Origin of the sequence: Pseudokineococcus lusitanus, assembly GCF_003751265.1 — a bacterium.
Classification (GTDB): domain Bacteria; phylum Actinomycetota; class Actinomycetes; order Actinomycetales; family Quadrisphaeraceae; genus Pseudokineococcus; species Pseudokineococcus lusitanus.
This window is the reverse complement of sequence record NZ_RJKN01000004.1, coordinates 18,918-44,175: the sequence shown is the minus strand read 5'-3', so window position 1 is coordinate 44,175 and position 25,258 is coordinate 18,918. Positions and strand designations below refer to the sequence as shown.

The following is a 25,258-nucleotide window of genomic DNA, read 5'->3' as shown; positions in this document are numbered from 1 at the left end:
ATGATCGCGACGAAGTGCACCAGCGGGCGCCTTCACACATGTCGGACCCCTGGGCTACTTTCGTCAACGCGTCGGCCGAAGTGGTCCGACCCGCTCCACGAGGCGTCGACCGTCCGAGCACCGCTGCCGGACGAAGGAGAGAACCATGCAGAACGAGCCCGGCTCCACCACCCACGACGCTCCTTCCGGCTCCACCCGTCGCGGCCTCTTCAAGGCGGCCGCCGGTGCCGCCGCCCTCGCCGGCGCGGCCGGCGTCGCGGCCGCCCCCGCGGCCTCGGCCTCGGTCCAGCCCGGCGAGCGGGGCATCCCCGTGCGCCGCCGCAGCATCCAGCTGTACACGGTGCGCAACATCCTCAACGCCGACGTCGACCTGACGCTCCGGACCATCCGCGAGATCGGCTACCGCAACGTCGAGACCGCCGGCGCGCCGGCCGGGCTCTCGATCGCGCAGTTCCGCGACAAGCTCGACCAGTACGGCCTCAAGGCGACGTCGGCCCACATCGGGATCCCGCAGCCGTTCAACGAGGACGCGTGGAAGCAGTCGCTGGCCGACGCCCGCACCCTGGGCGCCACGTACGTCAACCACCCGTTCTTCGGGCAGGGCGCCAACGGGCCCGTCCGCGAGGCGGCGGCCTACGAGCAGCTGGCCAAGGACCTCAACCGGGCCGGCGAGCTCGCCAACGCGGCGCGCGTGCAGATGGGCTACCACAACCACCACGCCGAGTACTTCCGCATGAACGACGGCTCGGGCCGCACCGGCATGGACATCCTCTTCGCCAACACGCACGAGGACCTCGTCCACTTCGAGCTCGACCTGTTCTGGACCTACCGCGGTGCGGCGGACCCCGTGGACATCGTCCGCGCCAACCCGGGCCGCATCCGCCAGTTCCACGTCAAGGACATCAACGCGAACGCCACCTTCGAGGACGCGGGCCAGGGCCTGGCGGACTTCGACCGCGTCTTCCGCACCGCGGGCCGCGCGGGCCTCGTGGAGTTCATCGTCGAGCGCGACGACGCCGGCTCTGCTCCCCGGACCCCGGAGCAGGCGCTCGACACCGCCCGCGTGGGCTTCCAGTTCCTCGAGGCCTTCCGCTTCTGACCGGCTGACGCACCACCCCGGGGCGCTCGCACGAGCGCCCCGGGCCCGGCACCACCTCGCACCCCGTCGAAGGAGACGCCCCTCGTGCGCAAGCTCTTCCTCCCGATCGTGACGGCGGCGGCCGTCGTCGGCGGCCTCACGGCCGCCGTGCCCGCCGCCACCGCGAGCCCGACGGCCCCCGCCGTCGAGGCGCCCGACCAGAGCGCGTTCCAGAAGGTCACGCTCAACGACCGGCCCGGTGAGCCCATCTCCCTGGCCGTGCTGCCCGACGGCCGTGTGCTGCACACGGCGCGCGACGGCCGCGTGCTCATCCACGACCCGAAGACGGGCCTCAACCCCCTCGCCGCGCAGGTGCCCGTGTACCTGCACGACGAGGAGGGCCTGCAGGGCGTGGCGATCGACCCGAACTTCTCCAAGAACCGCTGGGTCTACCTCTACTACTCGCCCCTCGAGGGCGACACCCCCGAGGACGACCCGCTGACGCCGGACGTCAACGAGGGCGACGCGCCCTTCGACGCGACGCCCGAGCAGGTCGAGGCCTTCAAGGGCGAGATGCGCCTGTCGCGCTTCAAGCTCAAGGGCAACACCCTCGACCTCGCCACCGAGCAGATGATCATCGAGGTCCCCGTCGACCGCGGGATCTGCTGCCACGTCGGCGGCCAGATCGACTTCGACAGCCAGGGCAACCTGTACCTGACGACCGGTGACGACTCGAACCCCTTCGAGTCGGACGGCTACGTGCCGCTCGACGACCGCGAGGGCCGCCACCCGGCCTTCGACGCCCGCCGCACGTCGGCCAACACGAACGACCTGCGCGGCAAGCTCCTGCGCATCACGGTCGGGCGCGACGGCGGCTACACCATCCCCGAGGGCAACCTCTTCGCCGAGGGCACCGAGGGCACCCGCCCCGAGATCTACGCGATGGGCCTGCGCAACCCGTTCCGCTTCGCCGTGAACAAGCAGACCGACGAGGTCTACATGGCGGACTACTCGCCCGACGCCAGCCAGCCGGACCCGGAGCGCGGCCCCGCCGGCCACGGCCGGTGGATGGTCATCGACGAGCCCGCCAACTACGGCTGGCCCTTCTGCGTCGACCCGGACATGCCGTACATCGACTACGACTTCGGCACCGAGGAGTCGGGCGAGCCGTTCGACTGCGCGGCGCCGGTCAACGACTCGCGCTACAACACCGGTCTCACCGAGCTCCCCCCGGTGAAGAAGTCCGAGATCGTCTACGGCTACGGCGAGTCGGCCGAGTTCCCCGAGCTCGGCACCGGCGGCATCGGCCCGATGGCCGGCCCGGCGTACGACTACAACGAGCGCACCCGCTCGAAGATCAAGTGGCCCGAGTACTACGACGGCGCCGCCCTCTTCTACGAGTGGACGCGTGACTACGTCGGCGCGGTCCGCACCGGCGCCGACGGCGAGGTGACCTCCATCGAGGAGGCCGCGAGCGCCGCGGTGACCGTCGACGGCCCCATGGACATGGAGTTCGGCCCCGACGGCGCGCTCTACGTCCTCGAGTACGGCACCGGCTACTTCGCCGAGCTGCCCGAGGCGCAGCTGGCCCGCATCGACTACACCCGCGGCAACCGCACCCCAGAGCCCAAGGTGTCCGCCGACAAGGTCGAGGGGCAGACGCCCCTCACCGTGAAGTTCTCCAGCGAGGGCACGACGGACGCCGACGGCGACCGCCTCCGCTACCGCTGGGACTTCGACGCCGACGGCAAGGTCGACTCGACCCGCCCGAACCCGACCTTCACGTACGAGGAGGACGGCTCCTACGAGGCGACGCTCCGCGTCATCGACCGCACCGGCCGCTCGGCCGCCGCGTCGGTCCAGGTCATCGTGGGCAACGAGGCGCCCGTCGTGCGCTTCGTCACCCCGACGACGGGCGACACCTTCGCCTTCGGCGACGTGGTCCGCTACGAGCTGGAGATCACCGACGACCAGCCGGTGGACTGCAGCCGCGTGATCGTCAGCTACATCCTCGGCCACGACGACCACGGCCACCCGCTCACGGCGGCCCGCGGGTGCTCCGGCACCATCTCGACGCCGCTCGACACCGGTCACTCCGGGGAGGCCAACCTCCGTGGGGTCTTCCAGGCGACCTACACCGACGCCCCGGGCGAGGGCCTGCCGGCCCGCAGCGGGGTCGCCGAGGTCGTGCTCGAGCCCAGCAACGGCTGAGCCGCCCCCCGGGTGACCGGGGAGCACCAGCAGCACCGCACCAGCAGGAGGGGCGTCGCCGTCGGGCGGCGCCCCTCCCGCGCGTCCCGGGGGCGGCGGCCGGCCGCGGTCGCGCCGCCGTCCCGCCGGTGCGCGGCGGCACGGGCTGTCGGCGGGGCGACGTAGGCTCGTGGCCGTCCTCCGGCAGCCCCGTGCTGCACCGTCCCTGACCTCGCGCGCCGCCCGCGGCGCGCCGCCGGGAGGCCCCCCGCATGCCGTCGTCGTCCGCCGCCGGAGCCGACCAGTTCGTCCACCTCCACGTGCACACCGAGTACTCGATGCTCGACGGCGCCGCCCGGGTGGACGACCTCATGGCGGAGGCCGCCCGGCTCGGGATGCCCGCCCTCGCCACGACCGACCACGGCTTCGTCTTCGGGGCCTACGACTTCTGGCGCGCCGGGCAGAAGCACGGCGTCAAGCCGATCGTCGGGCTCGAGGCCTACGTCGCGCCGGGCACCCACCGCGGCGACCGCAGCCGCGTGAAGTGGGGCGCACAGGGCACCTCCAGCCGCGACGACGTCTCCGGCGGAGGCGCCTTCACGCACATGACGATGCTCGCCGAGAACACCGGGGGCATGCACAACCTCTTCCGGCTGGCCTCGCGGGCCTCGCTCGAGGGGCACTTCTACAAGCCGCGGATGGACCGCGAGATCCTCGCCGAGCACTCGGGCGGGCTCATCGCGACGACCGGCTGCCCCTCCTCGGAGGTCCAGACGCGGCTCCGGCTCGGCCAGTACCGGGAGGCCGTGCAGGCGGCGAGCGACTTCCGCGACATCTTCGGCGAGGGCAACTACTACTGCGAGCTCATGGACCACGGGCTCGAGATCGAGCGCCGGACCCGGGCCGACCTGCTCAAGCTGGCGCGCGAGCTGAAGCTGCCGCTCGTCGCGACGAACGACCTCCACTACACGCGGGCGGAGGACGCCACGGCGCACGCGGCGCTGCTGTGCGTGCAGTCGGGCTCGACCCTCGCCGACCCCAACCGCTTCAAGTTCGACGCCGACGACTTCTACCTCAAGAGCGCCGCCGAGATGCGCCGCACCTGGGCCGAGCTGCCGGAGGCGTGCGACAACACCCTCGCCATCGCCGAGCGCTGCGAGGTGCGCTTCACCGAGGGCAACGGCACGTACATGCCGCGCTTCCCGGTCCCCGAGGGCCACACCGAGCAGTCGTGGTTCGTCGCGGAGGTGCAGCGCGGCCTCGAGCGGCGCTACCCCGGGGGCATCCCGGCCGCGTCGCAGGCGCAGGCGGACTTCGAGTGCCAGGTCATCGCGCAGATGGGCTTCCCGGGCTACTTCCTCGTCGTCGCCGACTTCATCAACTGGTCCAAGGAGAACGGCATCCGGGTCGGTCCCGGCCGTGGCTCCGGCGCCGGCTCCATGGCGGCGTACGCCATGCGCATCACGGACCTCGACCCGCTGGCCCACGGCCTCATCTTCGAGCGCTTCCTCAACCCCGAGCGCGTCTCCATGCCCGACTTCGACGTCGACTTCGACGAGCGCCGGCGCGGCGAGGTCATCCGCTACGTCACCGAGAAGTACGGCAGCGACCGCGTCGCCCAGATCGTCACCTACGGCACCATCAAGGCCAAGCAGGCCCTCAAGGACTCCTCGCGCGTCCTCGGCTACCCCTTCGCCATGGGCGAGCGGCTCACGAAGGCCATGCCGCCCACGGTCATGGGCAAGGACATCCCGCTGTCGGGGATCTTCGACCCGGAGCACAAGCGGCACAAGGAGGCCGAGGAGTTCCGCCAGATCCACGCCTCGGACGCGGACGTCCAGAAGGTCGTCGGGACCGCCCGGGGGCTCGAGGGCCTCAAGCGGCAGTGGGGCGTCCACGCGGCCGGCGTCATCATGTCGAGCGAGCCGCTCGTCGACGTCATCCCCATCATGCGGCGCGAGCAGGACGGCGCCGTCATCACGCAGTTCGACTACCCGACCTGCGAGGGCCTCGGGCTCATCAAGATGGACTTCCTGGGGCTGCGCAACCTCACGGTCCTCGACGACGCCCTCAAGAACATCGTCAGCAACGGCGGCGAGCCGGTCGACCTCGAGTCGCTCACCCTCGACGACCCGACGACCTTCGCGCTCCTCCAGCGCGGCGACACCCTGGGTGTCTTCCAGCTGGACGGCGGCCCCATGCGGTCGCTGCTGCGCATGATGAAGCCCGACGTCTTCGAGGACATCTCCGCCGTCGGCGCGCTCTACCGCCCGGGACCCATGGGTGCGGGGTCGCACACGAACTACGCGCTGCGCAAGAACGGCCAGCAGGAGATCACCCCCATCCACCCCGAGCTGGCCGAGCCGCTCGCGGACGTGCTGGGGGAGACGTACGGCCTGATCGTGTACCAGGAGCAGGTCATGGCCATCGCGCAGAAGCTGGCCGGGTACTCGCTCGGCAAGGCCGACCTGCTGCGGCGCGCCATGGGCAAGAAGAAGCGCGAGGTGCTCGACGCCGAGTACATCGGCTTCCGCGACGGCATGGCGGCCAACGGCTACTCCGAGGCGGCCGTCAAGACGCTGTGGGACATCCTCCTGCCGTTCTCCGACTACGCCTTCAACAAGGCGCACTCGGCGGCGTACGGCGTCGTCTCCTACTGGACGGCGTTCCTCAAGGCCAACCACCCGGCCGAGTACATGGCCGCCCTGCTCACGAGCGTGCGCGACGACAAGGACAAGTCGGCGCTCTACCTCGGCGAGTGCCGGCGCATGCGCATCACCGTGCTGCCGCCGGACGTCAACTCCTCGATCGGGACGTACGCCGCCGTCGGGGCCGACATCCGCTTCGGCCTCGCGGCCATCCGCAACGTCGGCCAGAACGTCGTCGACGCGATCGTCGCGGCGCGCGAGGCGAAGGGCGCCTTCACGTCCTTCGAGGACTTCCTCCGCAAGGTCCCGGCGGTCGTCTGCAACAAGCGGACCATCGAGTCGCTCATCAAGGCGGGCGCCTTCGACTCCCTCGGCCACACGCGGCGGGGCCTCGCCGCGGTGCACGAGGTCTACGTCGACGCGGTCGTCGACGAGAAGCGCCAGGAGGCCATCGGCCAGGACTCGCTCTTCGGCGGCCTCGGCGACGACTCGGCCGTCCAGCTCGCGGCGCTGCCGCCGGTCGGGGACGGCGAGTGGGACAAGCGCGAGCTGCTCGCGAGCGAGCGCGCCATGCTCGGCCTCTACGTGTCCGACCACCCGCTCTTCGGGCTCGAGCACGTGCTGGCGTCCTCGGCCGACTGCTCCATCTCCTCCTTCGTCACGGACGAGTCCCGCCAGGACGGCTCCACGGTGACGATCGCGGGGATGGTCACGACCGTCACGCGGAAGATGACGAAGCAGGGCAACGCCTGGGCGATCGCCACGGTCGAGGACCTCGAGGGGTCGGTCGAGGTCCTCTTCTTCCCCAAGACGTACGCCGAGGTCATGCACGAGCTGCGCGAGGACCTCGTCTGCGTCGTCCGGGGCCGCGTCAACCGCCGCGACGACGTCCCCACCATCTACGCGTCGGAGATGTCGATCCCCGACACCTCGACGCCGGCGGGCGGGCCGCTCGTCATCGAGATGGCGACGAGCCGCTGCACGCCCCCGCGCGTGGAGAAGCTCAAGGACGTCCTGCTCATGCACGCCGGCGGCACCGAGGTGCACCTGCGCCTGCGCAGCTCGCCGGAGCGGGCGACCCTCATGCGCCTCGACAGCGCGCTCAAGGTGACCCCGTCGCCCTCGCTCTACGGCGACCTCAAGGCCCTGCTCGGGCCGTCGTGCCTGGCGTGAGCCACGACGGCGCCCTGGGTCGGGGCGGCCGGCCCGGCGTCGGCGGGGTGCCGGGCGCGGACGACGCGGACGGTGCGCACGGGCCCTCCGGCGCACATGGCCCGGCCGACGCGCACGCGGCCCCCGGCCCGGACGGCGCGGACGGCCGGTCCGGCACGCACGCCGCGACCGGAGCCGAGGGGCGCGCCGGCGCGGACCGTCCGACGGGGCCGCACGGGACGACCGACGCCCCGGCCGCGACGGCCGGGGCGGGGGCGCCCGGGGACCGTCCGGGGCGCGGCGCCGTGCGCAGCGCGGTCGCGCTGTGGGCGGTGCTCGTCGTCGTCGCCGCGCTCGCGTGGTGGCTCGCCGCCCCGCAGCCGCCGGTCCTCACCGACGGCGTCCGCCGCGTCTCGCCGGGGGAGCCGGAGCTGCTCGCCGCGCAGGACGGGTGGTTCGTCGCCGTCACCGCCGCCGCGGGCGCGGTCGGGGGCCTCGCGGTGCTCCGCCGTCGAGGCGGCCCGACGGCGTCGGCCGTCGTCGTCGGCCTCGTGGCCGCCGGCGTCGGAGCGGTCGTCGCCCGCGCGCTCGGCGGTGCCCTCGGGGGCGTCCTGGCGGGCCCGCGTCGTGCGCCGGCACTGCCGGCCGACGTCGCCGACCGTGTCGCCGAGGGCGTCACCGTCCAGGACGTGCCGGGGCTCGTGCTCTCGGCGGACGTGGCTCTCGTCGTCGCGCCGCTGGCCGTGGCACTCGTGGTCGTCGCCGTCCTCGTCGTCACCCTGCTGCGCTCCCCGGCCGAGGTGCGGGCCGAGGACCCCGACGCCGACGACGGCTCGGCGCCCGACCACCCGCGCGCCGAGCTCGACCGCCCCGCGTCCGACCGTCCCTGATCCGGCAGCGTCCCGGGCCCCCGCCGCGCGGCGGTCGCGGTCGGTGGCGCCCTCAGTTGGGGGTGGCGAAGGACAGGTCGGGCGACGTCTGCGGCAGCGCCCCCGTGGCCTCGAGCATCGCGTCCTCCCGCGCCAGCAGACGCAGCTCCGCGGTGAGCCGCGAGGTGGTGTCCGGCAGCGAGAGCAGGTGCTGCCGCTCGGGCAGGTCGAGCACCATGCCCGCCGTCACCAGGTAGGACACGACCTTGGGCGAGGTGATCGTCACGGCGTCGTCCTCGCCGTTGCCGAGCCGCGCGCGGTACGCCGCGAAGGCGGTGCGCACCCGGGCCGCGAGGGCCGGTGCGCGGTCGGCGTCGCCGTCCGGCTCGTCGAGCGGCGTCACCAGCCCGGTGGCCCACTCCGTGCCCGCCGTCTCGTCGAGACCGTGGAGCCGGAACCGCAGCGCCCCGCTCGTGACGATCTCGTAGCGACCGTCCTCGAGGGCGGTCATGTCACGGACGACGGCGGTCGTGCCCACGTCGTGGAGGGCGTCGGCGCCCTCCCGGACGTCCCGTCCGGGCTTGAGCGCCACGACGCCGAAGACCCGGCGCTGCGCCGGCAGCTCCTCGAGGTGACGGGCCAGGGCCCGGTAGCGCGGCTCGAAGACGTGCAGCGGCAGCACCAGGCCCGGCACGAGGACCGAGGGCAGGGGGAACAGCGGGAGGGGCTGCACCCGGCGAGCGTACGTCGCGAGCGCCGGACCGCACCGGGTGCCCGGCAGGGCCGACCGCCGGCCAGGCACCGGTCTCCCGGCGCTCCGCCGGCGCCCTCCGTGGTGACGTCCGCACCGCCTCGTCCACCACGTCAGAAGGGCGGCGGGTCGTCCTCCTCCTCGACCTGCGGCGCCGGCGGTCGGGGTGGCTGGCGGTGGTGGGTGGTCGCGGTGGCGGCGGCGCTGATGAGCAGGAGCGCGCCGGGCGAGGCCATGTCGACGGTCGGGTAGGTCGGCTGGGGGTGGTTCCCGCGGTCGTCCCAGCCGGCGGGCAGGGGCGTGCCGTCGGCGTCGCGGCTGGTGGTGGGTCGGGGGAGGAAGGGTGGTGCGGGGTCGTCGTGGACGAGGCCGAGGGGTGAGGTCCAGCGGGTGCCGAGGCCGTGCGGGTCGGTCGGGTCGTCGGTGGTGGGCTGGACGAGCCAGCCGTAGTGGGTGCGGCACTGGTGGTGCTTGCGGCAGCGGGGTCGCAGGTTGCACTCGCAGGTGGGTCCGCCGGCGCTGTGGGGGGTCTGGTGGTCGAGGTCGCAGCGGACCGAGGGTTGGGTGCAGCCGGGGTGGGTGCACTCGGGCAGGGCGGCGCGGATGTAGCGGGTCTGCTCGGTGGTGGGGACGTAGTCGGTGGGCAGACCCGCGAGGGGGCAGGTCGAAGCGCGCGGCGTCCCGTCGGCGGGAGAGTCGGTTCGCGACGCCCATCGCGGCGCGGCGGCACCCGGCTTGGCGGCACCCGGGGTTGGGGCACCGCGCGCGTTGGTGGTGGGCGCGTTGGCACCGCGCGCGTTGGTGGTGGGCGCGTTGGCACCGCGCGCGTTGGTGGTGGGCGCGTTGGTGGTGGGCGCGTTGGTGCCGGGCGTGGTGGTGCCGGGGGCGGTGGTGCCAGGCGGAGTCGTGCTCGGCGCGGGCGCGTCGGCGACGCGGGTGAGCTTGTCGGCGAGACCGGGCGGCACCTGGGCCGTGGTGGCCGGCGGTGGCTCGGGTGGTGTGCCCGTTCGACTGTCGTCCGGCGGGTCGGGCATCGCGTCGGCGCCCTTTGCCGGAGCTGGCGTGATCGGCGGTGTCGCCGGCGGACTGGCGTCGGGGGTGCCGGAGATGGGGAGGGCTTCCGCGGTCCGGGTGGTCGTGTCGTCGGTGGCTCGGGTGGTGGTCGTGCGGGTCGCGGTGGCGTCGAGGTGGTGGAGGTGTCCGTCGACGCCGAGGACCCTCCCGGTGAAGGGGTCGGTGAGGATCCGGCGGAAGGGGTGGCCGGCGGCGAGGAGCTCGCGGGCGACGTCGACGGGCACGGCGCCGTGGCCGGCCAACCACGCGGGCTCGTCGTCCAGGCCAAGCAGGGTGGGCAGGGACACGTTGAGCGTCGGGCCGTTGCACGGCCCGGCGTGCGCCCGACCATCCGAGCGCGGGTCGGCGCCGGTGACCAGGCCGACCAACGCGTCGAAGCGGCGGGCGTCCACGCCGCGCTGGTCGGGCAGACCGGTGGCATCGGTGGCCACCGGGTCCAGGCCCGCGGCGACCGCCGCGTGCGGGTCCGCCCCCGCGTGAGGGCCGGTGCGGGTGGTGGCCCACGTGGTCAGGCGGTGGAACAGCGCGGTGATGTCGGCGACCGGGCCGGTGGCGACGAGCTCGGCCGCGCCGTCGCCGAGCGGCTGGACGAGGACCCGACGGCGGCACGTCTCGTAGCGGAGGCGGCGGTTGGTGGCCTCGACCTCGAGCTGGGCCACGAGGGCGCGGACCTTGCGGGTGACACCAGGCGGGTCGAGACGCGGCAGGTCGGGAGCGAGGTGGGTGTCGACCCAGCGGGCCTGCTCCGGCGTCAGACCGGCAGTGCCCGTGACGACCGCGTGCGCCCGGGCGGGGCAGATGCCTCCGCTGCGTAGAGCGGCCCGGGTCTGCGGCAGGACGGTCGTGAGCGCCAGCGCGTCGGTGACCAGCCGCCGCGCCCCAGCGACGCCGACGTGCAGCGCGAGGGCGATCTCGGTGATGACCCCCTCGGCGGGGTCCCCGCCGAGCCGTCCGAAGCGGGCGGTCTCGACCGGGTCGCCGCCGACCGGGACGCCGAGGGCGGCGGCCGTCTCGTCGACGAGGTCGGCGACCAGACCCAGCAGCGCGGCGTGCTGGGTCGACGCAGCGGCGTGGGCGTCGCGGAGCCGGTCGAGGACGGCCCTGCCCGCACGGCGGGCGAGCGGCAGATCACCGACCGGGACGTCGAGCGGACCGACGGGGCCAGCGGGTGCGGGGGCGACGGCGTCGTCGCGCGACTCGTCGTCGGCCGGGTGCTGCGCCATCCTCGACCTCCCCCTCTCTCCGTCCGTCGAACAGGTGTTCGAAGTCTAGCGGGCGGGCCCGACAACGGCAGAGGTTGCTCACAGGCCTCGACGCGGCGACCAGGGCGCGGCACCGGCGCGAGCCCTGACGACGCCCGCCCGGCTGCCCGGCCTCGAGCCTCCTCCGCGCGCCTCGCCCCGCACCCGCCCCGCACCCACCCCAGCGCCCGCTCCGCGCCCGCACCCGCCCTCCACCCCGGCGGCCCCTCCCACGCCCGGAGGCCGCCCCGCCCCGCGGCCCTACGATCAGGCGCGTGATCCGACGCCTGGACCTGCGGGGCCGCGCCCTCGACGCGCGCGAGCTCCGCGGGACGCTGCCCCGCGCCGAGCAGGACGTGGAGTCCGCGCTCGACGCCGTCCGACCGGTCGTGGACGCCGTGCGCACCCGCGGCGCGGCGGCCCTGCGCGAGCTGGCCGAGCGCTTCGACGGCGTCCGCCCCGAGCACCTGCGCGTGCCCGCGGCGGCCCTGGCCGCCGCGCTCGAGGACCTCGACCCGGCCGTCCGCGCCGCCCTCGAGGAGTCCGTGCGCCGCGCCCGTCTCGTCCACGCCGAGCAGCGCCGCACCGACACCACCGTGCAGGTCGTCCCGGGCGGCACGGTCACCGAGCGCTGGGTCCCCGTCGGCCGGGTCGGGCTGTACGCGCCCGGCGGCGTGGCCGTCTACCCCAGCAGCGTCGTCATGAACGTCGTCCCGGCGCAGGAGGCCGGCGTCGCCGAGCTCGTCGTCGTCAGCCCGCCGCAGCGCGACCACGGCGGCCTCCCGCACCCCACCGTCCTCGCCGCGTGCGCCCTGCTCGGTGTGGACGAGGTGTACGCCGTCGGCGGCGCCCAGGCCGTCGCGATGCTCGCGCTCGGCGCCGACGAGGAGGACGGCACGCGCCTCTGCGCGCCCGTCGACATGGTCACGGGGCCGGGCAACCGCTACGTCGCCGCGGCGAAGCGCCTGCTCCGGGGCGTCGTCGGCATCGACGCCGAGGCCGGCCCCACCGAGGTCATGGTCCTCGCGGACGAAACCGCCGACCCCGTCCTCGTGGCCGCCGACATGATCAGCCAGGCCGAGCACGACGAGGTCGCGGCCGCCGTGCTCGTGACGACCTCGGAGGACCTCGCCGCGCGCGTCGAGGCCGAGCTGGAGCGGCAGGTGCCGCTGACGAAGCACACCGAGCGCGTCGGGACGGCGCTCGCCGGGCCGCAGTCCGCCGTCGTCCTCGTCGACGACGTCGACGGGCTGCTCGCCGTGGCCGACGGCTACGGCGCCGAGCACCTCGAGGTCCAGACCGCCGACGCGGCCGCGGTCGCCGCGCGCGTCCGCAACGCCGGCGCGATCTTCGTGGGGCCGTCGTCGCCCGTCTCCCTCGGCGACTACTGCGCCGGCTCGAACCACGTCCTGCCCACCGGCGGCTGCGCGTGCTTCTCCAGCGGACTCTCGGTCCAGACCTTCCTCCGCGGCATCCACGTCGTCGACTACTCCGCCGAGGCCCTCGCCGACGTCGCCCCGCACGTCGTCGCGCTCGCCGAGGCCGAGGACCTGCCCGGGCACGGCCAGGCCGTCACGGCACGCCTGCGCGGGGCCCCCGCGTGAGCGGCGACGCCGGGCCCACCGGCACGACGACCACCGACCCCGTGGCGGCCGTGGCGGCGGCGCCCGCGGACGACGCCGCCCGGGCGGCCGCCCTCGCCGACCTGCCCCTGCGCGACGTGCTCCGCGGCGTCGAGCCCTACGGCGCACCGCAGCTCGACGTCCCGGTGCTGCTCAACGTCAACGAGAACCCCGTGCCGCCGTCGGCCACGGTGGCCCGGGAGATGGGCGAGGCCGTCGCCGCGGCCGCCGTCGGCCTCAACCGCTACCCCGACCGCGAGTTCCTCGACCTCCGGGCCGACCTCGCGGACTTCCTCGCCCTGGAGTCGGGCGTGCGCCTGCCCCCGGAGCAGCTGTGGGCGGCCAACGGCTCGAACGAGGTCATGCTCCAGGTCCTGCAGGCCTTCGGCGGCGAGGGGCGGACCGCCGTCTCCTTCGCGCCGACCTACTCGATGTACCCGGAGTACGCCCGCGACACCGGGACCCGCTGGGTCGCCGGCCGCCGGCGCGACGACTTCACCCTCGACGCCGCGGCCGCCGTCGCCCTCGTCGAGCGCGAGCAGCCGTCGGTCGTCCTCCTCGCCTCGCCGAACAACCCGACGGGCACCGCCCTCCCGCGGGAGGTCGTCGAGGCCGTGTGCGACGCCGCGCCCGGGGTCGTCGTGGTCGACGAGGCCTACGCCGAGTTCCGCCGCGAGGGCGTCCCCAGCGCCCTCGAGCTGCTCGACCGGTACCCGCGCCTGGCCGTCAGCCGGACGATGAGCAAGGCCTTCAGCCTGGCCGGCGCCCGGGTCGGCTACCTCGCGGGCTCGCGGGCCGTCGTCGACGCCCTCCGCGTCGTCCGCCTGCCGTACCACCTGTCCGGCGTCACGCAGGCGGTCGCCCGGGTGGCCCTGCGCCACTCCGCCGAGCTGCTCCGCGGTGTGGACACGCTGCGTCGCGAGCGCGACGACCTCGTCACCTGGCTGCGCGGGCTCGGCCTCGAGGTCGCGGACTCGGACGCCAACTTCGTCCTCTTCGGACGCCTGGCCGACCGGCACGCCGCCTGGCAGGCGCTGCTCGACCGCGGCGTGCTCATCCGGGAGACCGGCCCCGACGGGTGGCTACGCGTCTCCGTGGGCACCCCCGTGGAGACCGCCGCCTTCCGCGACGCGCTCGTCGCCGTCCTCGCCACCCCCGCCGGCGCCCGCGCTGCCGGCCCCGACGCCCGGGAGGGCACCCGATGACCGAGACCGCCGCACCGGACGCCCGCCCGGCCCGTCGCGCCCGCGTCGAGCGCCGCACGAGCGAGTCGTCCGTCGTCGTCGAGGTGGACCTCGACGGCACGGGGGAGTCGCGCATCAGCACGGGGGTCGGCTTCTACGACCACATGCTCACCGCGCTCGCGCGCCACAGCCTCGTGGACCTCGTCGTCGAGGCCGAGGGCGACCTCCACATCGACGCGCACCACACCGTCGAGGACGTCGCCATCGTCCTCGGCCAGGCGTTCCGCCGGGCCATGGGCGACAAGCGCGGCCTCGTGCGCTTCGGCGACGCGACGGTGCCCCTCGACGAGGCGCTCGTCCAGGCCGTCGTCGACGTCTCCGGGCGCCCGTACTGCGTCCACTCCGGCGAGCCGGAGGGCCAGCAGTGGGTGCTCATCGGCGGCGGCCCCGGCAACACCCCGTACCTCGGCTCGCTGACGCGCCACGTCTTCGAGTCCTTCGCCTTCCACGCCCACATCGGCCTGCACGTGCGGGTCCTCGCGGGCCGCGACGCGCACCACGTCGTCGAGACGCAGTTCAAGGCGGTCGCCCGCGCGCTCAAGGCGGCGCTCGCGCACGACCCCCGCGTCCCGGGCGTCCCCAGCACGAAGGGCGCGCTCTGACGGGCGCGGCGGACGACGCCGCGGAGCACGCCGGCGTCCCCGACGGGCGCGTCGTCCTCGTCGCGCCCGTCACCGACGCCGGCCGGCTGGCCGGCGCGCTGGCCCTCGCCCGGGTCGTCGCCGACGTCGCCCCCCTCGACGGCCGCGGCTGCCTCGTCGCGGCGCCCGCGGGGGCCGACCCCGAGGCCGTCGTGCGGGGCACCTCCCTGGCGCTGGGGACGGCGCCCGTCCTCGTGCTGCGCTCGGACGTCGGCGCGGGCGGCGGCACCGTGCGCGTCGAGCAGTGGCGCCGCGGGCGTCGTGACGAGGGCGCCGACGCCGTCCGCTCGCCCGGGCTGGTCCTCGCGGGCCTGCCCGACGACGCCGAGCGGGTCGTCCACGGCGCCGTCGCCGTCGCCGACCTCCCGGGCGCCACGACGAGCGCCGGCCTCGGCCGGGTGGCGGCCGCCCGGGCCGCCACCGGGGGCGCGGGCGTCGCCGGCGCCGGGCTGGGGGCCCCGCGGCCGCCGTCGCCCGTCCTGCCGGCCGTCCTCGCCGTGGCGGGCCTCCTCGTGCTCCTCCTCGAGGTGGCGCAGCTGCTCTCCGGCCGCGGGTCGGCCCTGGTCGCCGCCGTCGCCCTGCTCGGCGTCGTGCTCGGCACCGCGGCCGCCGTCCGTCGGCGCGCCGCCGCCCGCCCGGCCGGCCCGCCCCCGGCGGCCGACGACCGCTAGGAGCCGTCCGGCCGCAGCCGGTACAGGGCGACGGCGTTGTCGTGCAGCACCGCCCGCGCGTGCTCGCCGGCCTCCTCGACGAGCAGGTCGAGGTCGGCGTCCTCGAAGGGGCGCGGCGCGCGCGTCGAGGGCAGGTCCGTGCCCGCGACGAGAGCGGTCGGGTCGACCGCCAGCACCGCCCGGACCGCCTCGCGGACGTCGAGCCCCACCCGCCCGAAGCCGGTGGCCTTGACCCGCACGCCCCGGGCGACGAGCGCCAGGAGGTGCGGCAGGCCGTCACGGTGCAGGCCGAGGTGGTCGACGACGACGGCCGGGAGTGCGCCGACGACCGGTGCCAGCCCGTCGAGGTCGCGCGCGTCGACGTACAGCTCGGTGTGCAGGCCGGCGACGTCGTGCGCCCGCCGGGCCAGCCGGTCGAGGTCGGCCGGGCCCACGGGCCCGCCCCGGCGCAGGTTGACGCGGACGGCCCGGACCCGGTGCGCCGCCAGCCGCCGGAGCTCATCGTCCGGGACGTCCGGCGCGACCTGCGTCACCCCGACGAAGCCCGGCCCGAGCCGCTCCAGCGCGTCGAGGAGGTACGTCTGGTCCGTGCCCTGGAACGACCCCGAGACGACGGCGCCGCCCACGACGCCGAGCCCCGCCGTCCGCCGGCGGTAGTCCGCCACGGTGAAGGGCGCGGGCACGTAGCCGTCGTTCGGCACGATCGGGAAGCGCGGGTCGACGACGTGCAGGTGGGCGTCGACGAAGGGCAGCCCGCCGCGCGCCGCACCGGCGCCCGCGGACGTCACCGGGCGGCGCCCGCGAGGTAGGCGGCGAGGTGCTGCCCCGTCAGCGTCGTCGCGTCCGCGACGAGCTCCGCCGGCGTGCCCTCGAAGACGACGCGGCCGCCGTCGTGCCCGGCGCCGGGGCCCATGTCGACGACGCGGTCCGCGTGGGCGACGACCGCCTGGTGGTGCTCGACGACGACCACGGAGGTGCCGTCGTCGACGAGGCGGTCGAGCAGGCCGAGCAGGTGCTCGACGTCGGCGAGGTGCAGGCCGGTCGTCGGCTCGTCGAGGACGAGGACGCCGCCGGGGGAGGCCATCGCGGTGGCGAGGCGCAGGCGCTGGCGCTCGCCGCCGGACAGCGTCGTCAGCGGCTGCCCCAGGCGGAGGTACCCGAGCCCCACGGCATCGAGGCGGGCGAGGACGGCGTGGGCGGCGGGCACGCGGGACTCCCCGGCGGCGAAGAAGCCGACGGCCTCGGCCACCGGCATTTCGAGCACCTCGCTGATGTCCTTGCCGCCCAGGCGGTGCTCGAGGACGGACGCGTCGAAGCGGCGGCCCTCGCACGCCTCGCACGTCGTCGAGACGCCGCCGCCGACGGCGAGGTCGACGTAGACGACGCCCGCGCCGGAGCACACGGGGCAGGCGCCCGCCGAGTTGGCGCTGAAGAGGGCGGGCTTCACGCCGTTGGCCTTCGCGAACGCCTTGCGGACCGGCTCCAGCAGCCCCGTCCACGTCGCGGGGTTGCTGCGGCGCGAGCCCTTGATGGGCGTCTGGTCGACCCGGACGACCGGGCGCCCGTCGACCTCCCGGGACAGCGACCCGTGGACGAGTGAGCTCTTGCCCGACCCGGCGACGCCGGTGACGACGAGCAGCACCCCCAGCGGCAGGTCGACGTCGACGTCGCGCAGGTTGTGGCGCGTGGCGCCCCGCACCGGGAGGACGCCCGTCGGCGTGCGCACCTCGGCCTTGAGCGGCGTCCGGTCGGCGAGGTGGCGGCCCGTCAGCGTGCTGCTCGCCCGCAGCTCCTCGACCGTGCCCTCGAAGCACACCGTGCCGCCCGCGGAGCCCGCGCCGGGGCCCAGGTCGACGACGTGGTCGGCCACGGCGACGACCTCGGGCTTGTGCTCGACGACGAGGACGGTGTTGCCCTTGTCCCGCAGCCGCCGCAGCAGCGCCGTGAGCCGCTCGACGTCGTGGGGGTGGAGCCCGCTGCTCGGCTCGTCGAAGACGTACGTGACGTCGGTCAGCGAGGAGCCGAGGTGGCGGACCATCTTCGTGCGCTGGGACTCGCCGCCGGAGAGCGTGCCGGTGGCGCGGTCGAGGGTGAGGTAGCCCAGGCCGACCTCGACGAAGGAGTCGAGCAGCCCCTGCAGCGCGCCGAGGAGCGGTGCGACGGAGGGCTCCTCGAGCCCGCGCACCCAGGCGGCGACGTCCGTGACCTGCAGGGCGCAGACGTCGGCGATGCTCAGGCCGGCCACGCGGGACGAGCGCGCGCCCTCCGACAGGCGGGTGCCGTCGCAGGCCGGGCACGGCGCGAAGGTGGCGGCCCGCTCGACGAAGGCGCGGACGTGCGGCTGCAGCGCGTCGACGTCCTTGGACAGGAACGACTTCCGGATCTTGGGGACGAGCCCCTCGTAGGTGAGGTTGATGCCGTCGACGGAGACCTTCGTCGGCTCGCGGTGGAGCAGGTCGTGCAGCTCGGTCTCGGTGAACTCGCTGACCGGCTTGTCGGGGTCGAAGAAGCCGCAGCCGGCCCAGATCCGCGCGTACCAGCCCTCCGTGCTGTAGCCGGGGACCGTGATGGCGCCCTCGTTGAGCGACAGCGACGCGTCGAAGAGCGCGGTCAGGTCGAGGTCGTCGACCCGGCCGAGGCCCTCGCACCGCGGGCACATGCCGCCGGTCACGGTGAAGCTCTTGTGCACGGCCTTGCCGTCCCCGACCTTCAGCGCGCCGCTGCCGCTGGCCGAGGCCACGTTGAACGAGTAGGCCTGCGGCCCGCCGAGGTGGGGCTGCCCGAGCCGGCTGAAGAGGATCCGCAGCATCGCGCCCGCGTCCGTCGCCGTCCCGACGGTCGAGCGGGCGTTGGCGCCCATGCGCTCCTGGTCCACGACGATCGCCGTCGTGAGGCCGTCGAGGACGTCGACGTCGGGCCGCGCGCGGCCGGGCATGAGGCCCTGGAGGAAGGCGCTGTAGGTCTCGTCGACGAGCCGCTGCGACTCGGCGGCGATCGTCCCGAAGACCAGCGAGCTCTTGCCCGAGCCGGACACGCCCGTGAAGACGGTCAGCCGCCGCTTGGGCAGCTCGACGGAGACGTCGCGGAGGTTGTTCTCGCGGGCGCCGTGCACCCGGAGCAGGTCGTGGCCGTCGGCGGGGTGCACCGGGGGAGCAGCAGCCATGGGGGACCTCCGCAGGAGAGTGGGCGTCCTCGCGACGGCCCGCCCGGCTTCCTACCGCACGCCCCCGACGCCCGGGCCCGGACGCCGCGACCGGTGCCCCGCCTAGGCTGGTGGGGTGACCTCCCCGCGCGTCGTCGTCCTCGACCACGGCTCGGGCAACGTGCGCTCGGCCGTCCGCGCCCTGGAGGCCACCGGGGCCGACGTGGAGCTGACCGGCGACCGGGCGGCCGCGCTGGCCGCCGACGGCCTCGTCGTCCCCGGCGTCGGCGCCTTCGCGGCCGTCGCCCGCGACCTGCGGTCGGTGGGCGGGCACGAGGTCGTCGCCGAGCGGCTCGCGGCCGGGCGCCCCGTCCTCGGCGTCTGCGTCGGGCTGCAGGTCCTGTTCGGCCGCGGCCTCGAGCACGCCGACGACGAGGGCTCCGCCGCCGAGGGCCTCGGCCTCTGGCCCGGCGACGTCGCCCGGCTGCCCGCCGCCGTCGTCCCCCACATGGGGTGGAACACCGTCGAGGCACCGCGTGGCTCGGTCCTCTTCGGCGACGACCCGGACCCCGACGAGCGGTACTACTTCGTCCACTCCTTCGGGGTGCAGCGCTGGGAGGGCCCCGCGTCGGCCCGCGTCACGTGGGCCGAGCACGGCGCCCGCTTCGTCGCCGCCGTCGAGGACGGCCCCCTGTCCGCCACCCAGTTCCACCCCGAGAAGTCCGGCGACGCCGGGCAGCGCCTGCTGCGCCGCTGGGTCGCAGCGCTCGGAGGTGCGGCGTGAGCGACCTCGTCGTCGGGCTGCTGCTGGCGCTGCTCGCCTCCTTCCTCGTCGGCGGCGTGCTGTCGCTGCGGCGCCAGGGCCTCGTCGTGGGAGCGGTCGTCTGCGGCCTCCTCGCGCTCGCCGCGACGGCGGGGGCCGCGCTCTACCTCGTGCCGGTGGCGCTGGCGCGCTGAGCGGCCGCGGCTCCGGCACGGGCCAGGTGCACGGGGAGCACGGAGAGCGCGAAGCCGGCGGCGACGAGGAGGCCCAGCCGGTGGTGCGCCGACGGTCGGCGGCGCAGGAGCCGGCGCCGCGGCACCTCCCCGGCGAGCCCGACGACCGTCCAGGCCGCGGACACGGCCACGGAACGCACGAGGTACGCCCGCTCGTGGGGCGGGTAGGGCTCGGCGGCCAGGGCCTGGGGCCCTCCGGGGTGCCGGAGCGCCGTGGCTCCCTCCTGGACGGCGAGCGCCGCCAGCCAGGCCGCCGACACGACGGCCCGCCGACGTCGACGGCCCGGTCGCGGGTCGGCGTCGGTCCCGTACCAGGTCCCCACGAGCACGCCGTCGAGCACGGCGGGCACGACGCCGCGCAGCGCCGTGGTGGGGCGGTGACAGGCCCCTCGTGCCTCCGCGACGACGCGACGGGCGGCGGGGACGGCGGCCGGGCTCATGGCCGGAGGGTAGGGCGGCGGCTGCCAGGATGACCCGCGTGAGCGAGAGCGACCAGACCCCCGGCGCGGCCCCGCGCCTCCAGCTGCTGCCCGCCGTCGACGTCGCCGACGGCCAGGCCGTCCGCCTCGTCCAGGGCGAGGCCGGCTCCGAGACCGGCTACGGCGACCCGCTCGACGCGGCGCTGGCGTGGCAGGAGGGCGGGGCGGAGTGGATCCACCTCGTCGACCTCGACGCCGCCTTCGGCCGCGGCTCGAACGCCGACCTGCTCGCCGACGTCGTCGGCCGCCTCGACGTCGACGTCGAGCTGTCCGGCGGGATCCGCGACGACGCCTCCCTCGCCCGGGCGCTCGCGACCGGCTGCCGCCGCGTGAACCTCGGCACGGCCGCGCTGGAGGACCCGGGCTGGACGCGGCGGGCCGTCGCCGAGCACGGCGACCGCATCGCCGTCGGGCTCGACGTCCGCGGCACGACCCTGGCCGCCCGCGGGTGGACGCAGGAGGGCGGCGACCTCTGGGAGGTCCTCGCGCGCCTGGACGCCGACGGCTGCGCCCGCTACGTCGTCACCGACGTGACCAAGGACGGCACCCTGCGCGGGCCGAACGTCGAGCTGCTGCAGCAGGTCTGCGCCGCGACCGACAAGCCGGTCGTCGCCTCTGGCGGCGTCTCCAGCCTCGACGACCTCCGCGCGCTGCGGGGTCTCGTCGGCGCCGGCGTCGAGGGCGCCATCGTCGGGAAGGCCCTCTACGCGCAGGCGTTCACGCTGCCCGAGGCGCTGGACGTCGCCGGACGGCCGTGACGGGCCCGGCCCACGCCCCGCACGGCGGCCACGACCCCGCGGCGGGCGCCGACTCGGGCGGCGTCCCCTGGGCCGGCCGCACCCTGACGCCCAGCCCCTTCGCCGGGGACGACGGCGGCGCCGACCCGCGCGTCGCCGCCGCGCTCGCGGCGCGGGCCGCCGCCCTCGCGGTCGGGGCGCCGGCCGACGAGGGGCTCACCGACGTCGTCGCCGCCCTCGCGGGCACCCGCGTCTTCGTCCCCGTCGTCGCCGTGGCCGGCGCGACGGAGGAGTCCTCCCTCACCGGCCTCACGACCGACGCCGGGGCGGACATGGCCGTCGTCAGCCTCGAGGCGCCCGACGGGCGGCGGGCGATGCCCGTCTTCTCCTCCGCCGCAGCGCTCGCCGCCTGGCGCGGCGCCGCCCGGCCCGTGCCGTCGGAGGTCGAGCGCGCCGCGCTGTCGGCCTCCGCCGAGGGCTGCCCGCTGCTGCTGCTCGACCCCGGCTCGGACGGCTCGGCCCTGCTGCCGCGGCCGGCGGTCGAGGCTCTCGCGCAACGGCTCCCGTGGCAGCCGTCGTGGCGGCGGGACGACGTCGCCGTGGTCGCCCGCACCGCGGCGGCCGACGAGCCGGCCGTGCGGGTCGTCCGGGTCGAGCGGGGCCGGCGCGCCGAGACGGCCGTCGTCCTCGCCCTCGCACCGGGTCTCGACCGCGCCGCGCTCGACGCGCTCCTCGGCCGGGTGCAGCAGCGCCTCGCGGCCGAGCCCCTCGTCGCCGCGGCGGTCGACTCGCTCGAGCTGCGCGTCGTCGCCGCCTGACGTCGGCCGACCCGCCGGGCCGGCGGCCGACGCCGCCGCGGCGGGAACAAGGGCCGGCGGGGCCCCGTTGGGCGCCCCCATGACGACGCTCGCCATCATCGGCGCCGGCCGGGGCCTCGGCCTCGCCGTCGCCCGCCGCTTCGCCGCCGAGGGCTTCTCCGTGGCCCTGCTGTCCCGCACGGCCTCCCGGGTGGAGGCGCTCGCCGCCGACCTCGCCGCGGAGGGCGTGCAGGCACGCGGCTACGCCGCCGACGTGCGCGACCCCGCGTCGCTCGCCCGTGCGCTCGAGCGCGCGACGGAGGAGCTCGGCCCGGTCGAGGTGCTGCAGTACAGCCCGCTGCCGCAGAAGGACTTCATGCGACCCGTGCTCGAGACGACGCCGGAGGACCTGCGGGGCCCGGTGGAGTTCTCCGTCTACGGGTCGGTCGCCGCCGTGCACCAGGTGCTGCCCGGCATGCGGCACCTCGGCCGGGGGACCGTCCTCTTCGTCAACGGCGGCTCCGCCGTGACGCCGGGCCGAGCGGTGACGGGCACGAGCGTCGCCTTCGCCGGCCAGGCCGCCTACGCGCAGCTGCTGCACGAGGAGCTGCGGGACGAGGGCGTCCACGTGGCCCAGCTCGTCATCGGCGGCCGGATCGTCGAGGGCGACCCCGAGAAGGACCCGGCGGTGCTCGCGGACCACCTCTGGTCGCTGCACACGGGCCGCGACCGCTTCCGCCTGCAGATCAGCGCCGACTGAGCGCCCGGGCCCCGGCGGCCGCGACCGCCGGGGCCGACAGCGCCGCCACCGCCGCGTCCGAGCGGTCCAGCGCCGCCCGGTCGGTGGTGCTCGCGGTGAGGACGAGCTCGGACGCGCCGGTCCGCGCGACGAGGCGGGCCAGCACCTCCTCGACGTGCGCCGGTGTCCCCGCGACCACGCCTGCGAGGGCCGCGGCGAGGTGGCGCTCCTGCGCCCCCGTCGGCACCCGCCCCACGACGTCGTCGAGCGGCGCCAGCGGCGGGAAGCTGCCCGTCGTCCGAGCGTCGACGTGCGCCCACGCCTCGGGCAGCGCCAGGGCGGCCGCCTCCTCGGCGGTCGGCGCGGCGAGGACGTCGACCGCCGCGAGGACCTCCGGCGCGGCGGGTCCGTCCGGTGCGGCGACGAAGCCCGCGCGGTAGCCCTCCAGCGCGGCGCGGGCCCGGGCCGCGGCGTCCGTGCCGTCGTCCTCACCGGCGAGCGCCGTGACGAGCGGCCCGCCGACGACGACGGGCAGCCCGAGCCGGGCGGCCAGCCGCAGGCCGCCGCCGGTCGCCAGGAGCAGCACCGGCGGGGCGGGCACCGCCGGCCGGAGCGTCACCGGCGCGTCGCCGCGGAGGAGGGCGAGGAGCTCGCGCAGGTCCTCCTCGACCGCCGCGTCGCCGGTCCGGTCCGGCGCCGTCCCGTGGCGGCCGAGCGCGGCCCGGACCGGGGCGGTGAAGCCGGGGGAGCGGCCGAGCCCCAGGTCCACCCGGCCGGGGTGCAGCGCCTCGAGCGTCGCGGCCTGTTCGGCGACGACGAGCGGCTGGTGGTGCGGCAGCATCACGCCCGCGGAGCCCACCCGGACGTGCCGCGTCGCGGCGAGGACGGCCGCCATGAGCACGGCCGGGGCCGAGCCGACGACACCGGGCACCGCGTGGTGCTCGGCGACGAGCACCCGCCGCAGGCCGCGGGCCTCCGCCCGCCGCGCCCGGACGACGACGCCCGCCAGCGCCGCGGCGTCCGACTCCCCGTCGCGGGCGCGGGCACGGTCGAGGAGCGAGAGCGGCACGTCGAGCACGTCCCGTCCAACCGGGCCCGGCCCGGCCTGCTTCCGCGGTCGTCCGCGGGACCGCCGTCGCCGGGGGACGATGGGACGGTGAGCGAGACCCCCGCCCCCGTCCCCGACCGGCCGGACCTCCCCGAGGTCCCCACGGACGGCGCCATCCGTCTCGGCCAGCTGCTCAAGCTCGCCTCCCTCGTCGAGACGGGCGCCGACGCCAAGGAGGCCCTCGGGGCCGGGGCGGTGCGGGTCAACGGCGAGGTGGAGTCCCGGCGCGGGCGGCAGCTGGTCCGCGGGGACGTCGTCGAGGTCGACGGCGCCCGCGGCGTGCGCGTCGGCTGACCCCGGGTGCGCCCCCGGCGCCCCGCCCCGCGGCGGGCCCCCGCGCGCCCGAGCGGGGCCGGCGTCGCAGGATGGGGCGTCCGCCGGTGCAGCCCGCGACGGCGGGCGAGCGCAGCGAGGAGCCCAGACGCCATGTCCCGCATCGTCTCCGTCGGCACGGCGGTCCCGCCGCGCACCGACGACCAGGCCGACATCACCGACGCCTTCGCGGAGGTGATCTCCTCGACCGGCGAGCTCGACGGCACCCGGCGCGGCCTCCTGCACCGCCTGCACGGCAACACCGGCGTCCGCACCCGGCACCTCGCCCTGCCGCTGCAGGAGTACCGCACGCTCGACGGCTTCCGCGACGCCAACGACGCCTACCTCCGCGTCGGCGTCGAGCTGGGCGAGCGGGCCGTCCGCACCGCGCTCGAGCAGGTGGGCCTCGCGCCCGAGGACGTCGACGTCCTCGTGCTCGCGAGCACGACCGGCGTCGCGGCGCCCTCGCTCGACGCCCGGCTCGTCGGCCCCCTCGGCCTGCGCCCCGACGTCCGCCGGCTCCCGCTCTTCGGCCTCGGCTGCGTCGCCGGCGCGGCGGGGGTGGCCCGCGTCGACGACCTGCTGCGCGGTGACCCGGACGCCGTCGCCGTCCTCCTGTCCGTCGAGCTGTGCTCGCTGACGGTCCAGCGGGACGACACGTCGACCGCGAACCTCGTGGCCTCCGGGCTCTTCGGCGACGGCGCCGCGGCCGTCGTCCTCGTCGGCGACCGCCGCGCGGCGGCGCTGGGCCTGCCCGGCCTCGACGTCACGGCGAGCCGCAGCCGCTTCTACCCGGACACCGCCGGCGTCATGGGCTGGGACGTCGGCGGGACGGGCTTCAAGATCGTCCTCACGACGAGCGTCACCGACGTCGTCCGCGACTACCTCGCCGACGACGTCGCCGGCTTCCTCGCCCTCCACGGCGTCGACCACGACGACGTCGACCGCTGGGTCGGCCATCCGGGCGGCCCCAAGGTGCTCGAGGCGGTCACCGAGGTGCTCGGGCTGCCCGACGGGGCGCTGCGGAACTCGTGGGAGGACCTCGCGGACAACGGCAACATGTCGTCGGCGTCGGTCCTGTCGGTCCTCGCGCGCCACCTCGCCGACCCGCCGCCCGAGGGCAGCACCGGCGTCATGTTCGCCATGGGCCCCGGCTTCTGCTCGGAGCTCGTGCTGCTGCGGTGGTCGGGCGCCGACGTGCCGGCCGGGGCGGGCGCGACGGCGGGGGCCACCGCGTCGTGAGCGTCGCCCTCTACGCCGTCGTCGTCGTGCTCGTCGCCGTCGAGCGGCTCGTCGAGCTCGTCATCTCGAGGCGGAACCTCGCGTGGGCCATGGCCCGCGGGGGCGTGGAGACCGGCCGCCGGCACTTCCCCGTCATGGTGGCCCTGCACACGGCCCTGCTCGTGGCCTGCCTCGTCGAGGTGGTCGCGCTGGACCGGCCGTTCGTGCCGTGGCTCGGCTGGACGATGCTCGTCGTCCTGCTGCTCACCGAGGCCACGCGGGCCTGGGTCATCGCCACCCTGGGGCGGCAGTGGAACACCCGGGTCGTCGTCGTCCCGGGCATGCGGCGCGTCACCCGCGGCCCCTACCGCTTCCTGCGCCACCCCAACTACGTCATCGTCGCGGCCGAGGGCGTCGCGCTGCCGCTGATCCACACCGCGTGGGTCACCGCGCTCGTCTTCACGGTGCTCAACGCGGCCCTGCTGCTCCTGTGGCGGATCCCCGCCGAGGAGCGGGCGCTGGCCCGGCTCCGGTCCGCCTGAGGAC

Annotated in this window: 22 protein-coding genes; 16 read left to right on the top strand and 6 right to left on the bottom strand. The window is 76.1% G+C overall.

Annotated features, from left to right (window positions below; all coding sequences use genetic code 11):
- Positions 1–145 precede the first annotated feature (145 nt).
- The 4 genes from EDC03_RS08365 (at position 146) to EDC03_RS08350 (ending at position 7,958) form a co-directional block, all read left to right on the top strand.
- Positions 146–1,099 (top strand): sugar phosphate isomerase/epimerase family protein, encoded by a 954-nt coding sequence (locus EDC03_RS08365; RefSeq protein ID WP_123379792.1) that lies wholly within the window; start codon positions 146–148, stop codon positions 1,097–1,099.
- An 84-nt stretch (positions 1,100–1,183) separates the two neighbouring features.
- The gene (locus EDC03_RS08360; RefSeq protein ID WP_123379791.1) at positions 1,184–3,289 is read left to right on the top strand and encodes a PQQ-dependent sugar dehydrogenase; all 2,106 of its coding nucleotides are present in this window, start codon (positions 1,184–1,186) and stop codon (positions 3,287–3,289) included.
- A 251-nt stretch (positions 3,290–3,540) separates the two neighbouring features.
- Entirely contained in the window at positions 3,541–7,089 is a 3,549-nt protein-coding gene (gene dnaE / locus EDC03_RS08355; RefSeq protein ID WP_123379790.1) for a DNA polymerase III subunit alpha, read from the top strand.
- 284 nt (positions 7,090–7,373) lie between these two features.
- Positions 7,374–7,958: a hypothetical protein gene (locus EDC03_RS08350; protein WP_148058039.1), complete on the top strand. Its 585-nt coding sequence runs from the start codon at positions 7,374–7,376 to the stop codon at positions 7,956–7,958.
- A gap of 52 nt (positions 7,959–8,010) precedes the next feature.
- On the opposite strand, the gene EDC03_RS17595 is transcribed toward EDC03_RS08350, so the two are convergent.
- Entirely contained in the window at positions 8,011–8,670 is a 660-nt protein-coding gene (locus EDC03_RS17595; RefSeq protein ID WP_158674249.1) for an LON peptidase substrate-binding domain-containing protein, read from the bottom strand.
- A gap of 131 nt (positions 8,671–8,801) precedes the next feature.
- Positions 8,802–10,985 (bottom strand): HNH endonuclease signature motif containing protein, encoded by a 2,184-nt coding sequence (locus EDC03_RS08340; RefSeq protein ID WP_123379788.1) that lies wholly within the window; start codon positions 10,983–10,985, stop codon positions 8,802–8,804.
- 293 nt (positions 10,986–11,278) lie between these two features.
- Between EDC03_RS08340 and hisD the strand changes: the two genes are divergently transcribed.
- The 4 genes from hisD to EDC03_RS18400 all read left to right on the top strand — a co-directional run bounded on the left by hisD (position 11,279) and on the right by EDC03_RS18400 (position 15,181).
- Positions 11,279–12,607, top strand: a complete 1,329-nt coding sequence (hisD, locus tag EDC03_RS08335) for a histidinol dehydrogenase (RefSeq protein WP_123379787.1) — start codon at positions 11,279–11,281, stop codon at positions 12,605–12,607.
- Positions 12,608–12,657: 50 nt separating this feature from the next.
- On the top strand, positions 12,658–13,830 hold the full coding sequence (locus EDC03_RS08330; RefSeq protein WP_123380066.1) for a histidinol-phosphate transaminase: 1,173 nt from the start codon (positions 12,658–12,660) through the stop codon (positions 13,828–13,830).
- A complete protein-coding gene (hisB, locus tag EDC03_RS08325; RefSeq protein ID WP_123379786.1) occupies positions 13,827–14,471 on the top strand; it encodes an imidazoleglycerol-phosphate dehydratase HisB in 645 nt (214 codons plus the stop codon). The genes EDC03_RS08330 and hisB overlap by 4 nt, the downstream gene beginning before the upstream one ends.
- 191 nt (positions 14,472–14,662) lie before the next feature.
- Positions 14,663–15,181: a hypothetical protein gene (locus EDC03_RS18400; RefSeq protein WP_123379785.1), complete on the top strand. Its 519-nt coding sequence runs from the start codon at positions 14,663–14,665 to the stop codon at positions 15,179–15,181.
- On the opposite strand, the gene EDC03_RS08315 is transcribed toward EDC03_RS18400, so the two are convergent.
- Positions 15,178–15,969 carry an amidohydrolase family protein gene (locus EDC03_RS08315; protein ID WP_199720076.1) on the bottom strand — a complete coding sequence of 264 codons (792 nt, stop codon included), beginning with the start codon at positions 15,967–15,969 and terminating at the stop codon, positions 15,178–15,180. The genes EDC03_RS18400 and EDC03_RS08315 overlap by 4 nt on opposite strands.
- On the bottom strand, positions 15,966–18,344 hold the full coding sequence (locus EDC03_RS08310) for an ATP-binding cassette domain-containing protein (protein WP_123379784.1): 2,379 nt from the start codon (positions 18,342–18,344) through the stop codon (positions 15,966–15,968). Before EDC03_RS08310 ends, EDC03_RS08315 begins: the two co-directional genes overlap by 4 nt.
- Before the next feature lie 115 nt (positions 18,345–18,459).
- Here EDC03_RS08310 and hisH point away from each other — a divergent pair, with 115 nt between their 5' ends.
- The gene (hisH, locus tag EDC03_RS08305) at positions 18,460–19,107 is read left to right on the top strand and encodes an imidazole glycerol phosphate synthase subunit HisH (protein WP_123379783.1); all 648 of its coding nucleotides are present in this window, start codon (positions 18,460–18,462) and stop codon (positions 19,105–19,107) included.
- The gene (locus EDC03_RS17590; protein ID WP_158674248.1) at positions 19,104–19,280 is read left to right on the top strand and encodes a hypothetical protein; all 177 of its coding nucleotides are present in this window, start codon (positions 19,104–19,106) and stop codon (positions 19,278–19,280) included. The genes hisH and EDC03_RS17590 overlap by 4 nt, the downstream gene beginning before the upstream one ends.
- On the opposite strand, the gene EDC03_RS08300 is transcribed toward EDC03_RS17590, so the two are convergent.
- Positions 19,250–19,759, bottom strand: coding sequence for a hypothetical protein (locus EDC03_RS08300; RefSeq protein ID WP_123379782.1), 510 nt, complete (start codon positions 19,757–19,759; stop codon positions 19,250–19,252). The genes EDC03_RS17590 and EDC03_RS08300 overlap by 31 nt on opposite strands.
- A 29-nt stretch (positions 19,760–19,788) precedes the next feature.
- Here EDC03_RS08300 and priA point away from each other — a divergent pair, with 29 nt between their 5' ends.
- The 3 genes from priA (at position 19,789) to EDC03_RS08285 (ending at position 22,092) form a co-directional block, all read left to right on the top strand.
- The gene (priA, locus tag EDC03_RS08295) at positions 19,789–20,556 is read left to right on the top strand and encodes a bifunctional 1-(5-phosphoribosyl)-5-((5-phosphoribosylamino)methylideneamino)imidazole-4-carboxamide isomerase/phosphoribosylanthranilate isomerase PriA (RefSeq protein WP_123379781.1); all 768 of its coding nucleotides are present in this window, start codon (positions 19,789–19,791) and stop codon (positions 20,554–20,556) included.
- Positions 20,553–21,353 (top strand): SseB family protein, encoded by an 801-nt coding sequence (locus EDC03_RS08290; RefSeq protein WP_123379780.1) that lies wholly within the window; start codon positions 20,553–20,555, stop codon positions 21,351–21,353. Before priA ends, EDC03_RS08290 begins: the two co-directional genes overlap by 4 nt.
- Positions 21,354–21,432: 79 nt before the next feature.
- Complete coding sequence (locus EDC03_RS08285; RefSeq protein WP_123379779.1) at positions 21,433–22,092, top strand: SDR family NAD(P)-dependent oxidoreductase; 660 nt, start codon at positions 21,433–21,435, stop codon at positions 22,090–22,092.
- Here the strand turns inward: EDC03_RS08285 and EDC03_RS08280 are convergent.
- A complete protein-coding gene (locus EDC03_RS08280; protein ID WP_199720075.1) occupies positions 22,079–23,149 on the bottom strand; it encodes an MsnO8 family LLM class oxidoreductase in 1,071 nt (356 codons plus the stop codon). The two genes, EDC03_RS08285 and EDC03_RS08280, sit on opposite strands and share 14 nt — an antisense overlap.
- A gap of 78 nt (positions 23,150–23,227) precedes the next feature.
- On the opposite strand from EDC03_RS08280, the gene EDC03_RS08275 reads away from it, so the two are divergent.
- The 3 genes from EDC03_RS08275 (at position 23,228) to EDC03_RS08265 (ending at position 25,254) form a co-directional block, all read left to right on the top strand.
- Positions 23,228–23,473 carry an RNA-binding S4 domain-containing protein gene (locus EDC03_RS08275; protein WP_123380064.1) on the top strand — a complete coding sequence of 82 codons (246 nt, stop codon included), beginning with the start codon at positions 23,228–23,230 and terminating at the stop codon, positions 23,471–23,473.
- Positions 23,474–23,605: 132 nt separating this feature from the next.
- A complete protein-coding gene (locus tag EDC03_RS08270; RefSeq protein ID WP_123379777.1) occupies positions 23,606–24,733 on the top strand; it encodes a type III polyketide synthase in 1,128 nt (375 codons plus the stop codon).
- The gene (locus EDC03_RS08265) at positions 24,730–25,254 is read left to right on the top strand and encodes an isoprenylcysteine carboxyl methyltransferase family protein (RefSeq protein WP_241967099.1); all 525 of its coding nucleotides are present in this window, start codon (positions 24,730–24,732) and stop codon (positions 25,252–25,254) included. Before EDC03_RS08270 ends, EDC03_RS08265 begins: the two co-directional genes overlap by 4 nt.
- Positions 25,255–25,258 lie beyond the last annotated feature (4 nt).

Coding starts and splice junctions, on each gene's coding strand:
- EDC03_RS08300 (WP_123379782.1), bottom strand. CDS start 19,759: ATGAGCCCGGCCGCCGTCCCCGCCGCCCGTCGCGTCGTCGCGGAGGCA.
- EDC03_RS08310 (WP_123379784.1), bottom strand. CDS start 18,344: ATGGCTGCTGCTCCCCCGGTGCACCCCGCCGACGGCCACGACCTGCTC.
- dnaE (WP_123379790.1), top strand. CDS start 3,541: ATGCCGTCGTCGTCCGCCGCCGGAGCCGACCAGTTCGTCCACCTCCAC.
- EDC03_RS08270 (WP_123379777.1), top strand. CDS start 23,606: ATGTCCCGCATCGTCTCCGTCGGCACGGCGGTCCCGCCGCGCACCGAC.
- hisB (WP_123379786.1), top strand. CDS start 13,827: ATGACCGAGACCGCCGCACCGGACGCCCGCCCGGCCCGTCGCGCCCGC.
- EDC03_RS08365 (WP_123379792.1), top strand. CDS start 146: ATGCAGAACGAGCCCGGCTCCACCACCCACGACGCTCCTTCCGGCTCC.
- priA (WP_123379781.1), top strand. CDS start 19,789: ATGACCCGCGTGAGCGAGAGCGACCAGACCCCCGGCGCGGCCCCGCGC.
- EDC03_RS08285 (WP_123379779.1), top strand. CDS start 21,433: ATGACGACGCTCGCCATCATCGGCGCCGGCCGGGGCCTCGGCCTCGCC.
- EDC03_RS08340 (WP_123379788.1), bottom strand. CDS start 10,985: ATGGCGCAGCACCCGGCCGACGACGAGTCGCGCGACGACGCCGTCGCC.